We start from the raw sequence: 12,207 nt of genomic DNA on the forward strand, positions 1-12,207 counted from the left end.
GGAGACCTGGGCCGGAACGGTCCGTTGTGGACGCGAGGTGGGTCGTCAGTCCAGCGGCGTGACGTGCGATCCCGCGTAGGCGAGGACGGCCTCGCGTGCGCTCAGCCCGAAGTGGGCAGCCATGCCCAGACAGTCGCGCAGGTCCGGGTCGGTGCGCATCAGCGCCAGGTCGAGCACGAGCGGTCCCGGCCCCAGGGCGCGCGTCGCGAACGGGTGTCGCGCACTCATCAGGCGGCGTAGCTCGCCGGCCGGGCCGGCCGGCAGTCGCTCGGCCGCGCGACGCCACACCCTGGCCGCCGGCCCGCCGGAGAGGTTCGCACCCACGGCGTTGCCCCGCAGGTCGAGCTCCGCGAGGCGGGCGACCTCCGCGTCGGTGGGCTCGTCTCCGGCGTCGACCACGACCAGCCGGTCGACCTCCGGCAGGAGCGACGGGAGGGCCAGCACGTCGACGGCCGGAGCCTCCGGGTCGACGGTCCAGACCCCGGTCCGGACGGCGGTCGCGCCGTCCGCGGCCAGCTCGGCCACGCCCACGCGCGAGAGGCGGTCCACCGTCGCGGCCGTGCTCACCGCCGGGAAGGGCGGGTGCGGTGAGTGGAGCCGAGCCCGCGCCTGCTCGACGAGGGGCGTCGTGCGGGTCCGCCAGGCGTCGTACACCTCCTCGGCGGGCGCGCCGGCGAGGATGCGGCCGAGCGCGTCGGCGATGAGGTCGCGCATGCCGTCGCGCATGTCGTCGAGCTCCGCCGAGCCCGGTCGCAGACCGCTGAGCCCGGTGAAGCGCGCGCTGCCGGGGTTGGTGGGGCGGAGGTCGACCTCCAGACCCAGGCTGACCGCCGGCAGGTACGCGTGCAAGCGGCTGGTGACGACCCGGTCGAGGCGACGCTGGTAGTCCTCGAGCACCTCGATGGCCGCGCGCGTGCCGCTCACGATGTCGAGGTCGCGGTGGGCCGCGTCGCTGTTCCCGAGCCGCAGGACCGGTCGGTCAGACGGAAGGTCATCGGGGTCCGGGGTGTCGATCACGCCGAGCGCGAGCGCGTCGGAGCGGTCGAGCGAGTCGAGCGAGTCGAGCGACGGGAACACCGCATCCACGGTCGAGGTCACGCACCCGGTGAAGAACGCATCGACACCCGCGCTCAGCGGCAGGTCGACCGTGGACCAGTCGCGGCAGCCGATCGGCCCGTGGGCGCGGAGGTACTCGATCGTGGGCTGGTCGAGCACGTCGATGGCGTGCAGGTGGAAGGACACGAAGAGCGGGCGCAGCCTGGGGTCGTAGGGCAACCCGTAGCGCAGTCCGAACGACGGGTGCAGGTGCCAGCCGAAGGCCAGGAGCCACGTGCCCTCGGGGATCTCGTCGCCGGCGCTGAAGTCGCGGCTGACCGGCACCAGGTGCGCCCGTCGTGGTTCGCCCGCGAGTCGCAGGTCGGCGCGGACCCGCGACTGCACCTCCGTCGCGAGGTCACCGAGCTCTCCGGGCCCGCTGAACTCCACGTCGCTGAAGCGCACGAGGTTGCCGAGCATGGCGAGGGTCTGCACGTAGTCGCCGATGTTCCTGGAGCCACGCACGCGGTCCGGCTGGCTGTAGTAGAAGATGGCGAGAGGTACGGCGCCCGGCGGCGGCGTGGGCTGGGCGGCAGGGTGGGTCCAGGCCCGGACGTGGTCGAGGCGGCGCCGAGCGGGGGGACGGAGCTGGTCGGGGCCGCGGTGGTCCGCCTCCTCGACCAGGTCGCGCGCGATCTCTCGATGACCGGTGACGAGGAAGCGAGCGGCGAGCGGCCCGAGGCCGCGGGTCGCCAGCGTCTCGGTCGCGCGGGCCGTCGCCACGGCGGTGGAGAGGGGACGGCGTCACTCGGATCCCCTCTCGTCGGATCGGACGACGTGCAGCTTCGCCCGCTCGAGCAGGCGGTAGTCGCTGCGGCCCTTGAAGTAGTCGTTCACCGCCCGGTGGCAGCCCGACCAGGAGTAGTAGTCATCGATGATCATGCGCCCGCCCGGCGACAGCTTCGGGGCGATCCGCTCCAGGCAGACCATCGTGGACTCGTACCAGTCACCGTCGAGGTGGGCGAACGCGACGGGCCCGTCGAGCTCGATGGTGTCCTGGAAGAGTCCCTTCACGAGCTCGACGCTGTGCTGCTCGACGGGCACGCCGAGCCGCTCGAAGGAGCCTCGGACCTCGTCGTACAGCTCGGGCCGGTAGCCGTAGTGGGTGTCGCCGCGGAGACCGGTGGCGCTGCCCTGGGCGATGACGGCGTACCGCTCGTGGACGTCCGCGCCGTCCTTGGCGCTCGGCGCGGGGATGGTGTCGAACACGTCGTACACCTTGATCGGGCGATCCGGCGACTTGGCAGCTGCCAGCACGATGGCGGAGCCGCCCTGCGCCGTGCCGGCTTCGACGACGACTCCGGGCACACCGTCGGCCTCGATCTGCCGGACGCACGTGGCGAGGTTGCGCAGATGGCCGGCGCTGAGATACGAGAGCCGCTGGTCGGCGACCGCACGGATCACCTCTTCGACCTCCACCTGCCCGAGGTCCTGGCGCCCTACGCAGCGGACGATCGTGGACGAGGCTGGCTCGCGCTGATCGACGTCGACGAGTTCATCGTGCTGCGCGAGCACGGTTCCGATCGACGAGCTGACGAGCACCGCCCCGGCTCCCCGGTTGCGCTTCCTGAACTTCAACGTCGACACGACCGGCCACGATCCGACCCGGCCCGTCCTGGAGCAGCACACCATGCGCTGGTCCCTCGAGGACCTCATGGCCTACGAGGACGAGCGGTGGGCCCGGCGGGTGAAGTCGATGGTCCGCTACCGGTTCGCCCGGCTCGACAGCACGATCCACAAGCTCAACCGGGGGCGACATGCGCTCCTGGACCCGGCCACGGCTCGACTCCACCACTTCAGGATGCCGCTGCATCGGGTCGACATCCCCTACTCCGTGGACGACCCCGTGCGCCGCCTCGACTGAGATCGGCGAGCAGCCCGCGTCAGCCCCGCAGCGCGGGCGTCGTGCAGCTCGGCCGGTCGAGCAGCAGCACGTCAGCACCCGAGGTCCGCAGGCCGGCGAGGTCGGAGAGCGGGCCGACCACGTCGGTGTTGAGCGCCGCGACCAGCGGGGTGACGACCGAGGACATCACCCCGTCGAGGACCTCGGTGAGGAGTGCGCTCGAGATGCCCGCGACCGAGCCGACCGGGTCGAGCGTCGCCGCGGGCAGCCGCACCTGGGAGCCGCCGTTCGACTCCGGGGTGTTGTAGGCATCCGGGGGGACCGTGATCGTCACCGCGCCCGGCGTGCCGCTCGGCGTCAGCGTCGCCCGGGCCGTCACGTTCAGGTCCACGGGGATGCCGACGAGGGTGATCGTGACGGAGAGCGGCACGACCAGCGTGGCCCCGAGCAGCCCGCCCGTGGTGCTCACGGTGGCCGACCGGCTGGACGCACCACACGTGACCGCGTCGAGGGTCGACGTCGCGGAGGCGGTGGTCACGGTGAGGCTCAGCGGCGTCGATGACTCGATCGCGACGGCTGCCACGCCCGGGATGTCCAGCGTGAGGTCCTGCTCGATCAGCGAGGCCTTTGAGGTGACGGCCACCTGGTTGCTGGAGTTGGGCGTCGACCCCGCGAAGCCGCAGGCCGTGCGCGCCGCCTGCACCAGGCCGACCGACGACGTCATCGAGCCGACGCCGGGGAGTCCGGCGCCGAGGTCGATCTCCACCGCCGAGCTGCCGTCCGCGACCAGCACGCCCCCGATGACCAGGTCGGCGAGGTCGAGGGCGGCGGAGAGGCCGGCGCCCGCTCCGGACCCGATCGTGAACAGGTTCGCCAGCCCGACCTGCTGGCCGCCGAGGACGCCGAGATTCGCGCGGACGGTGTCGAGGGCGGCGACCTGGCCGGCGCTGGCGCCGCTGGTGCCGAGGACGTCGGCCGCGGCGTCCAGCAGTGCGGCGAGGGTGACCGAGGCCGAGCCAAGCGCCTCGGGCGAGGCCAGCCCCAGCTCCGTCGCGAGGGTGGCCGCGTCGACGGTGGCGCCGACCATGCCCTGGTAGGTCGCCGCGCTGACCGAGGCGCCGATGCCGTGGGCGGCCAGGACCCGGGCGATCAGCTGCGAGCTCGCGGACGACGTCGCGAGCCGGGCGCCCCACGAGCCCAGCTTGTAGCAGCCCTGGGCGCGCGCGACGCCGACCGCCGAGCGGCTGACGCCGCCCCAGCCGGGGGTGAACCGGAACGCCACACTCGTCGCCGCCGTCACGCGTACGGCGGTGGGCACGGTCGATCCGCTCGCCGCGGTGAAGACCCCGGCCGAGCTGAGCGTGCCGAGCTCGGGCCGGACCGTGACGTCGTCGCCGACCGGGTCCGGGTTGCGGGCCACCGACCGGTCGGCAGCGGCCCGGAGGGTCGGCGAGATCGCGTCCACTGTGCGCCCGTCGAGCTCGCGGGACAGGTCCAGCGCGACCATGTCGGCCACCGTCTGCATGTCGGTCCGGGCGACCCGCTGCATCCCGATGTCGACGGTCAGCGCCGTCATCGCGATGAGGACGGTCAGCATCACCGCCACGATCGGGACGACCGCCCCCCTCTCGTCCCGCCGCGCCACTAGTTCACCCGCGCGACGGCCGAGTAGCTCATCGCGTCCGGGAGCGGCACGAACGGGAAGGCCGGCACCCACGGGTGGTCGGCGTAGGCGTAGTCGAGGGCCACCGTCGCGCACCGGGCGGCGGCGTCGTTCTCGCAGGCGGCCAGGGTCACCGAGCAGGTCCCGACGGCCGACCCGCCCTTGAGGAGCGAGGTCCCGTTGCAGCTGACGCCGTACAGGTCGAGGGCGTCGTCGAGCGCCGAGGTCGCCGCCGTCGTCCGGGCCGCGTCGGTCGTGGTGGCCGAGACGGCCGCCGCCCGCGCGCTCTCGGCGGCGGCCTGGCTCAGTCCCTGCCGGAAGCTGAGCATGAAGCCGTAGCTGATGATCCCGAACAGGATCGCCAGGAGCAGCGGCACCACCAGAGCGAACTCGACGGCCGCGGCGCCCCGCTCGCCGGGCACCCTCCGGCGGCAGAGACGCCCGGCCATCCCACTCCCCACGGGCCAGTCGTACCACGATGTGACCGCGGTCACCCGCTGGTCTGGTCCAGCGCTCACGCCTTGGGCGGGTCGATCTCGGAGGGGCTGAGCTCCTCGACGTTCACGTCCTTGAACGTGAGCACCTTGACGTTCTTCGCGAAGCGCGCCGGCCGGTACATGTCCCAGACCCAGGCGTCGCTCATGGAGACCTCGAAGAACACGTCGCCCGCCTCGGTGCGGGCCTTCACGTCGACCTGGTTGCACAGGTAGAAACGTCGGTCGGTCTCCACCACGTACTTGAATATCCCGACGACGTCGCGGTACTCCCGGTAGAGCGTCAGCTCCATCTCGGTCTCGTACTTCTCGAGGTCCTCGGCGCTCATGCGGTTCCGGGGTCCCCGCGGAAGCGTGCCTCCGCGCGAAGCGCTCCCGTCGCGCGCTTTCGTGGGGTGTTCACGACGCCGACTCTATATCCGGCTCCAGCCCGGCCGCCCGGCGAACGTTCACGAACCGCATCCGGTGGACCGGCGAGGGCCCGTGCTCGGCCAGCGCGGCGGCGTGGACGTCGGTGATGTAGCCCTTGTGGGTCTTGAAGTCGTACGCCGGCCAGGCGGCGTCGAGGTCGGTCATGATCCGGTCGCGGGTGACCTTCGCGATCACCGAGGCGGCCGCGATGCACGCCGCGACCCGGTCGCCCTTCCACACCGCGAGGCCCGGCACGCCGAGGCCGTCGACGGGGAACCCGTCGGTGAGGACGTACGCCGGCGGCAGGTCCAGCAGCGCCACCGCACGCCGCAGCGCCTCGACGTTGGCCACGTGCATGCCGAGCCGGTCGCACTCCTCGTGGGAGATCACGACGACCGACCAGGCGAGCGCGCGCTTGACCACCTGGTCGTAGCAGCGCTCGCGGGCCTTCTCGGTGAGCAGCTTGGAGTCGGCCAGCCCGGGGACGATCCCGGCCTTCCCGGCCGGCAGGATCGCCGCGCCCGCGACGAGCGGGCCGGCGCAGGCGCCCCGGCCGGCCTCGTCGACGCCGGCGATCGGCTCGATGCCGTTGCGGCGCAGGGCGCGCTCGTAGCCATAGAGCCCGGCGTCCTTCCGGACCGTGGCACCGCGGGGCAGCACGCTCATGACGAGACCTCAGGAGGCGTCCGGCACGTCCGCGAAGGTGTCCGGACGGTGGACGAACGTGAAGCGGTCGCTGGGCCAGACCAGGACGAACACCTTGCCGACGACGTCGTCGACGTCGACGTACGGGTTCTTGGTGCAGTCGCGGTCGGTCCGGACGCACATGTGGACGGTGGAGTCGGCGGAGTTGTTGCGGTTGTCGCCCATCACGAAGACGTGGCCGTCGGGGACCGGACCGACCTCCCAGTCGCAGTTGCCGGTCATCGGGCCGTAGCACTCCGCGCCGCCGACCCGCGCGTAGTCCTTCTCGTTCAGCGGCTGGCCGTTGACGAGGATCCGGCCCTTCTCGTCGCAGCAGGTGATCACGTCGCCCTCGACGCCGATCACGCGCTTCACGAGGTGCCCGCCCGAGGGGTAGAGGCCGACCGTGGACAGCAGGCCGGCGACGCCGTTCGTCGGCCCGGCGGACTCGGCGGTGGACAGCCAGCCGCCCGGGTCCTCGAAGACCACGACGTCGCCGCGCTCGGGGGCGCCGCCGAACCAGTAGGACACCTTCTGCACGAGGATCCGGTCGTTCTTGACCAGGCCCGGCTCCATCGACTGCGACGGGATGTAGAACGCCTGGACGAACAGCGCCTTGATGACGATCGCCAGCACCAGGGCGATGCCGAGCAGCAGCAGCGTCTCCTGCCAGATCGGCAGGTGCTTCTTCTTCTTGGGCGCGTCCTCTGAAATGGACGACGACCGCGACACCGGCTCGTCGGGGTCAGCGACGGAGGTCGGGTCGCGGTCGTCGGAAGTCACGCGGGAAGGCTAACGGGCGTGCCTGAGGGTTGCCCTCAGGCCTCGCGGCGCTCCTTGATCTTGGCCTTCTTGCCGCGGAGGTTGCGCAGGTAGTACAGCTTCGCGCGGCGGACGTCACCACGGGTGACGACCTCGATCTGCTCGAAGATCGGGGAGTTCAGCGGGAAGGTGCGCTCGACACCGACGCCGAAGGAGACCTTGCGGACGGTGAAGCTGCGACCGATGCCGGAGCCCTGGACGCGGATCACGACGCCCTGGAAGACCTGGACGCGGGAGCGGTTGCCCTCGACGACCTTGACGTGGACCTTGATGGTGTCACCGGCGCGGAAGTCCGGGACGTCGTCGCGCTTGATGGCGTTGCCGAGCTCGGCGATGACGTTGCTCATTGTCTCTCCTCGCGAGTGCCACAGGTCAGCCGCGGTGCAGGAACGAAAGGTTCAGTTGTGGCCCAGCAGGTGTGGCCGGCGGCGCCGGGATCCCCCTGTGGCAGGAACCGGTGCGGACCCCCGTCGGACGAGTCGTTCAGGGCGATCCTTGTTTGGCCGGCTGGACCGAGGGTCAAGTCTGCCACAGGGCGTTCAGCCCCGGGAAATCCGCTTGGTCATGCGCACCACGCCCGGCTCGATCTCCCCGCGCAGGCGGTAGCCGGCCTTCTTGTACATCCGCTGGTTGCGCGCGCTCCCCGCTCCGGTGAAGAGCACGTACGTCGTCGCCGCCTCGGGCGCCAGCGCCTCGATCCGCTCCAGCAGCGTGCGGCCGAGCCCGCGGCCGGCGAGGTCCGGCGCGACCATCAGCCGGCCGATGTCCCACTCCTCGCCGCGCAGGGAGGCGCGGACGGCGCCCACCAGCCGGCCCGCCGAGCGGGCGACCAGCACGGTGTCGCGCGCGGTCCACGCGCGCAGCTCGTCGTACGACTCGTGCAGCGCCGGGATCCGCACGCCGGGGTTGTCGTGCATCTCCTGGACCCAGCAGGCCCGCTGGAGCACGTAGAGCTCCCCCGCGTCGGCGGGCTCGAGCGGCCGGATCTCCACGTCGTCGAGCAGGGTCGAGGCCGGCACCAGGTCCGGCCGCCGCTGGGCGGTACGCCGGACCGCCTGGTCGTGCCGCCAGGCCGCGATCGCCGCGTGGTCGCCCGACAGGAGCACCGGCGGCACGTCGTGGCCGCGCCAGGAGGCGGGCTTGGTGTAGACGGGGTACTCGAGGAGGCCGTCCTCGTGGGACTCCTCGACGAGGGAGGCGGCGTTGCCCATGAACCCGGGCACCAGGCGCACCACGGCCTCGGTGATCGCCAGCGCGGCGACCTCTCCCCCGTTGAGCACGTAGTCGCCGAGCGAGACCTCCCGGACCTCGGCCCGACCCGCGACGTCGTCGAGGACCCGCTGGTCGATGCCCTCGTAGCGGCCGCACGCGAAGACCAGCCGCTCGCGCGTCGCGAGATCCCGTGCGACGGCCTGGGTGAAGGGCTCACCCGACGGGGTCGTGAACACGACGGTCGCGCCGGTCACGTCGAGGGCGTCGAAGGCCTCGCCCCACGGCTCGGGCTTCATCACCATGCCGGCGCCACCGCCGTACGGGGTGTCGTCGACGGTGCGGTGCCGGTCGTGGGTCCACTGCCGCAGGTCGTGCACGCGGACGTCGATCAGGCCCTTCTCCCGGGCCTTGCCCGCGAGCGAGAGCTCGAGCGGGGCGAGGTAGTCGGGGAAGATCGTGACGACGTCGATCTGCATCAGTCGTCCTCGGGCAGCGGCGTCACCAGGCCCGGGCGGTCGGCGACGACCACGCGGCCGCCGGCGAGGTCGACCTCGGGCACCAGGGCCTTCACGAACGGCACGAGCGCCTCGCGGCGGTCGGGGGTGCGGATGACCAGCAGGTCCTGGGCGCCGCCGTGCACGAGCGCCGACACCTCGCCCAGGGCGGTGCCGTCGACGTCGTACGCCGCCAGGCCCACCAGCTGGTGGTCGTAGTACTCGTCCGGGTCCTCGGGCGTCGCGTCCGCCGGCAGGTCGGCGTGCAGCAGGATGCCGCGGGCGGCCTCGGCGGCGTTGCGGTCCGGGATCTCCTCGAAGCGGACCAGCAGCACCGACTGGTGCCACTTGCTGGTCGCCACGGTGAGCGCCCGGTGGGAGGTGTGCGAGCCGCGCGGCGGCTCGACGCGGAGCACGGTGCCCGGCGCGAAGCGACGCTCCGGCTCGTCGGTGCGGACGTCGATCGTCACGTCACCGCGGATGCCGTGCGGCTTGCCGATCCGGCCCACCAGGACCTCGATGGTCTCCACTACCTACTCCCCAGGGAATGCGAATGGGTGCCGCCCCGGAGGGCGGCACCCAAACAAGTGCGAACTACAGCGGTCAGCGACGCCGGTCCGTGTCGACGAAGTCGACCCGGGCACCGCCCCGGCCCGCGAGGGCCGAGACCACGGTGCGGAAGGCGGTCGCCGTGCGACCGCCCCGGCCGATCACCTTGCCGAGGTCCTCGGGGTGCACCCGGACCTCCAGGATCGAGCCGCGGCGCAGCTGCTTGTCCCGCACGCTCACGTCGTCGGGGTGGTCGACGACGCCGCGCACCAGGTGCTCGAGCGCCTCGGCGAGCATGGCGCTCAGTTGTCCGCCTCGGTCGGGTCGGACGCCGGCTTCTCGGCCGTCTCGGCGGCCTCGGCCTCCTCGACCGCGGCCTCCGGGGACTGGCCGGCGGTGACCACGGTCTCGGCGGCCGGGGTCTCCTCGGCCGGAGCCTCAGCCGGAGCCTCGGCCGGAGCCTCGTCCTTCTTCTCGGTCTTCTTGGCGGCCTTCTTGGTGACGGCCTCGCCCCGGGGCTCGGACTGAGCCTCCTTGAGCGCCTGGTTGAAGATCTCGAGCTTGTCGGGCTTCGGCTCGGCCACCTTGAGGGTGCCCTCGGTGCCGGTGTGGCCCTTGAAGGTCTGCCAGTCGCCGGTGATCTTGAGGATCTTGGCGACGGCGTCCGACGGCTGCGCGCCGACGCCCAGCCAGTACTGCGCCCGCTCGGAGACGACGTCGATGTACGACGGGTTCTCCTTGGGGTGGTACTTGCCGATCTCCTCGATCACGCGACCGTCGCGCTTCTTGCGCGAGTCGACGACGACGATGCGGTACTGCGGCACCCGGACCTTGCCCAGGCGCTTCAAACGGATCTTGACGGCCACGTTTGTGGTGTCTCCTCGGAATCGTGTGTGGTTGAGGGCCCGCGCCAGGTGGGGAAAGCACCGGTCAGGACCTTCGATGGGCTCTGCGGCGTCCGGGTGAGAGGGTCCGGGCGCGCAGGACTCAGCGGCCAAGTCTGCCAGACCTCCGCCCGTCGGTCGAAATCGGCCGCGGGTGGCTAGGCGACCACCGTGCCGCGCAGCACGACCGCCGAGGGGCGCAGCAGCACCGAGAGGTCCTCGAGCGGGTTGGCGTCGTAGACGACGAAGTCGGCGGGCGCGCCCTCGTCGAGCCCGGCGTCGAAGCCGAGCCACTCCCGGGCCCGCCAGGACGCCGCACCCAGGGCGTACTCCGCCGGCATGCCGAACGCCGCCATCGCGATCACCTCGCCGGCGATGTTGCCGTGGCGGCTGACGCCGCCGCCGTCGGACCCCGCGTACAGCGCGACCCCGGCCTCGTAGGCCGCCATGATCGTCGCCCGGCGGCGCACGAACAGGTCGGTCATCGTGCGCCCGTAGTCGGGGAACTTCACCCCGGCCGCGGAGGCGTGCTCGGGGAACTTGTCGGTCTGCATCACCGTCGGCACCAGCGCGATGCCGCGCGCGGCCATCGTCTCGACCTGGTCCTGGTGGAGCCCGGTGCCGTGCTCGACGCAGTCGATGCCGGCCTCGATCAGGCCCTGGAGGACCTCGTGGCCGAAGCAGTGCGCGGTCACCTTCGCGCCGTGCTCGTGGGCGACCCGGATCGCGTCGGCGAACGCCTCCGGCGGGAACGACGGCCGCAGGTCGCCGTCCTCGCGGGAGATCCAGTCGCCGACGAGCTTGACCCAGCCGTCGCCGCGCTGCGCCTCCTGCGCGACCGTCGCGGCGAGGTCGGCCGGCTCGACCTCGTGGGCGTAGTTGCGGATGTAGCGCTTGGTCCGCGCGATGTGCCGGCCGGCGCGGATGAGCCGCGGCAGGTCGTCCCGGTCGTGGATCCAGGCGGTGTCGGCCGCCGAGCCGCAGTCTCGGATGAGCAGCGCGCCCGCGTCGCGGTCCGCGGTCGCCTGCTGCTCGGTCGCCTCGTCGGAGACCGCCCCGTCCTCGTCCAGCCCGAGGTGGCAGTGGGCGTCGACCAGGCCGGGCACGATCCAGCCGTCGACGGCACGGTCGGAGCCGGGAGCCGGCTCGTAGGTGACCGTGCCGTCGACGACGTAGAGGTCGCGCACCTCGCCGTCGGGCAGGACCGGACCGGAGAAGCGGAGGGCGGGCATGCCCCCGGACGCTACCGGGCCTCCTACCGGGCCTTGTGTCGGGTCTTCAGGCCGAACCCGTACCGGTACAGCGGGTCGTAGTCCTCGTCACCGACGTTGATCGGCTCCTGGTCCACCGTGCGCGGCCAGGTCACCGGGAGCTTGCCGGTGAACGGACGCCGCCCGTAGAGCACGTCGGCCACCCCGGTGCCCTCGCTGCCCGGCAGCCACGAGGCGACCAGGGCGTCGACCCGCCGGAGCAGCGCCGGCGGGATGATCATCGGCCGTCCGGAGACGACGAGCACCGTGCAGGACGCGGCGCGGGCGCAGACCTTCTCCACCGCCTTGGTGTCCGCGTCGGAGAGGAGCATGGTCTTCTCCGGGCGCGGGACGCCCTGGTCGCCCGGGTCGTAGGCCCACCGCGGGCCGCCGACGTCGCCGAAGCCCTCGGCGTACGGCGTCTCGCCGACGACCACGACGCCGGCCGCCCCGCGCGGCACCCGTTTGGCGGCCGTCTCGCTGAACACGACGTGGCCGCGGGCCGCCTTCTCGATGCCGTCGAGGATCGTCGTGCCCGGGATGACGTTGGTGGAGCCGCCCTGCCAGGTGAGCGTCCAGCCACCGGCCTGGTTGCCGATGACCATTTGGGCGCAGGCGGTGGCGGGGGCGGCGGGCGGAGCGCCACCAATGGGCCCTCGAGCGGCAGTTGGGTCAGCACTCTGGGTGCGACAACGGGGTTCCGCCCGCCAGGGTCTGTCCTGAGCGCCCGAGGTGGGCTGCGCAAGGGGGCCCTTCTCGGTGGGTCAGGCCAGCGCCCAGGTTCCGTTCTCGACGGTGAGGCCCAC

The 12,207-nt window shown here is 72.4% G+C and carries 15 protein-coding genes; 1 reads left to right on the plus strand and 14 read right to left on the minus strand.

Annotated features, from left to right (window positions below):
* Positions 1 to 45: 45 nt before the first annotated feature.
* Positions 46 to 1,818, minus strand: coding sequence for a hypothetical protein (locus ACYQ0U_RS19680; RefSeq protein ID WP_459975581.1), 1,773 nt, complete (start codon positions 1,816 to 1,818; stop codon positions 46 to 48).
* A 21-nt stretch (positions 1,819 to 1,839) separates the two neighbouring features.
* Positions 1,840 to 2,610: a TylF/MycF/NovP-related O-methyltransferase gene (locus ACYQ0U_RS19685; protein WP_459975582.1), complete on the minus strand. Its 771-nt coding sequence runs from the start codon at positions 2,608 to 2,610 to the stop codon at positions 1,840 to 1,842.
* Positions 2,611 to 2,653: 43 nt separating this feature from the next.
* Here ACYQ0U_RS19685 and ACYQ0U_RS19690 point away from each other — a divergent pair, with 43 nt between their 5' ends.
* Positions 2,654 to 2,959, plus strand: a complete 306-nt coding sequence (locus ACYQ0U_RS19690; RefSeq protein ID WP_459975583.1) for a hypothetical protein — start codon at positions 2,654 to 2,656, stop codon at positions 2,957 to 2,959.
* Positions 2,960 to 2,978: 19 nt separating this feature from the next.
* Here ACYQ0U_RS19690 and ACYQ0U_RS19695 read toward each other — a convergent pair whose 3' ends face one another.
* From ACYQ0U_RS19695 to ACYQ0U_RS19750, 12 genes are all read right to left on the minus strand, one after another.
* Complete coding sequence (locus ACYQ0U_RS19695) at positions 2,979 to 4,697, minus strand: pilus assembly protein TadG-related protein (RefSeq protein WP_459975584.1); 1,719 nt, start codon at positions 4,695 to 4,697, stop codon at positions 2,979 to 2,981.
* A complete protein-coding gene (locus tag ACYQ0U_RS19700) occupies positions 4,583 to 5,050 on the minus strand; it encodes a TadE/TadG family type IV pilus assembly protein (RefSeq protein WP_459975585.1) in 468 nt (155 codons plus the stop codon). The genes ACYQ0U_RS19695 and ACYQ0U_RS19700 overlap by 115 nt, the downstream gene beginning before the upstream one ends.
* Positions 5,051 to 5,115: 65 nt before the next feature.
* Positions 5,116 to 5,424 (minus strand): DUF2469 domain-containing protein, encoded by a 309-nt coding sequence (locus ACYQ0U_RS19705; protein ID WP_011756688.1) that lies wholly within the window; start codon positions 5,422 to 5,424, stop codon positions 5,116 to 5,118.
* A gap of 70 nt (positions 5,425 to 5,494) precedes the next feature.
* Entirely contained in the window at positions 5,495 to 6,172 is a 678-nt protein-coding gene (locus ACYQ0U_RS19710) for a ribonuclease HII (protein ID WP_459975586.1), read from the minus strand.
* A 9-nt stretch (positions 6,173 to 6,181) separates the two neighbouring features.
* Complete coding sequence (gene lepB, locus ACYQ0U_RS19715) at positions 6,182 to 6,973, minus strand: signal peptidase I (protein WP_459975587.1); 792 nt, start codon at positions 6,971 to 6,973, stop codon at positions 6,182 to 6,184.
* A 35-nt stretch (positions 6,974 to 7,008) separates the two neighbouring features.
* On the minus strand, positions 7,009 to 7,359 hold the full coding sequence (gene rplS / locus ACYQ0U_RS19720; RefSeq protein ID WP_459975588.1) for a 50S ribosomal protein L19: 351 nt from the start codon (positions 7,357 to 7,359) through the stop codon (positions 7,009 to 7,011).
* A gap of 192 nt (positions 7,360 to 7,551) precedes the next feature.
* Positions 7,552 to 8,700, minus strand: a complete 1,149-nt coding sequence (gene trmD, locus ACYQ0U_RS19725) for a tRNA (guanosine(37)-N1)-methyltransferase TrmD (protein ID WP_459975589.1) — start codon at positions 8,698 to 8,700, stop codon at positions 7,552 to 7,554.
* Positions 8,700 to 9,248, minus strand: a complete 549-nt coding sequence (rimM, locus tag ACYQ0U_RS19730) for a ribosome maturation factor RimM (RefSeq protein ID WP_459975590.1) — start codon at positions 9,246 to 9,248, stop codon at positions 8,700 to 8,702. Before rimM ends, trmD begins: the two co-directional genes overlap by 1 nt.
* Positions 9,249 to 9,321: 73 nt before the next feature.
* The gene (locus ACYQ0U_RS19735; RefSeq protein ID WP_459975591.1) at positions 9,322 to 9,564 is read right to left on the minus strand and encodes an RNA-binding protein; all 243 of its coding nucleotides are present in this window, start codon (positions 9,562 to 9,564) and stop codon (positions 9,322 to 9,324) included.
* 5 nt (positions 9,565 to 9,569) lie between these two features.
* On the minus strand, positions 9,570 to 10,133 hold the full coding sequence (gene rpsP / locus ACYQ0U_RS19740) for a 30S ribosomal protein S16 (protein ID WP_459975592.1): 564 nt from the start codon (positions 10,131 to 10,133) through the stop codon (positions 9,570 to 9,572).
* A 176-nt stretch (positions 10,134 to 10,309) separates the two neighbouring features.
* Positions 10,310 to 11,383 carry an amidohydrolase family protein gene (locus ACYQ0U_RS19745; protein ID WP_459975593.1) on the minus strand — a complete coding sequence of 358 codons (1,074 nt, stop codon included), beginning with the start codon at positions 11,381 to 11,383 and terminating at the stop codon, positions 10,310 to 10,312.
* A gap of 23 nt (positions 11,384 to 11,406) precedes the next feature.
* Positions 11,407 to 12,006: a glycoside hydrolase family 3 protein gene (locus tag ACYQ0U_RS19750; protein WP_459975594.1), complete on the minus strand. Its 600-nt coding sequence runs from the start codon at positions 12,004 to 12,006 to the stop codon at positions 11,407 to 11,409.
* Positions 12,007 to 12,207 lie beyond the last annotated feature (201 nt).

This window comes from Nocardioides pyridinolyticus (genome assembly GCF_054653575.1).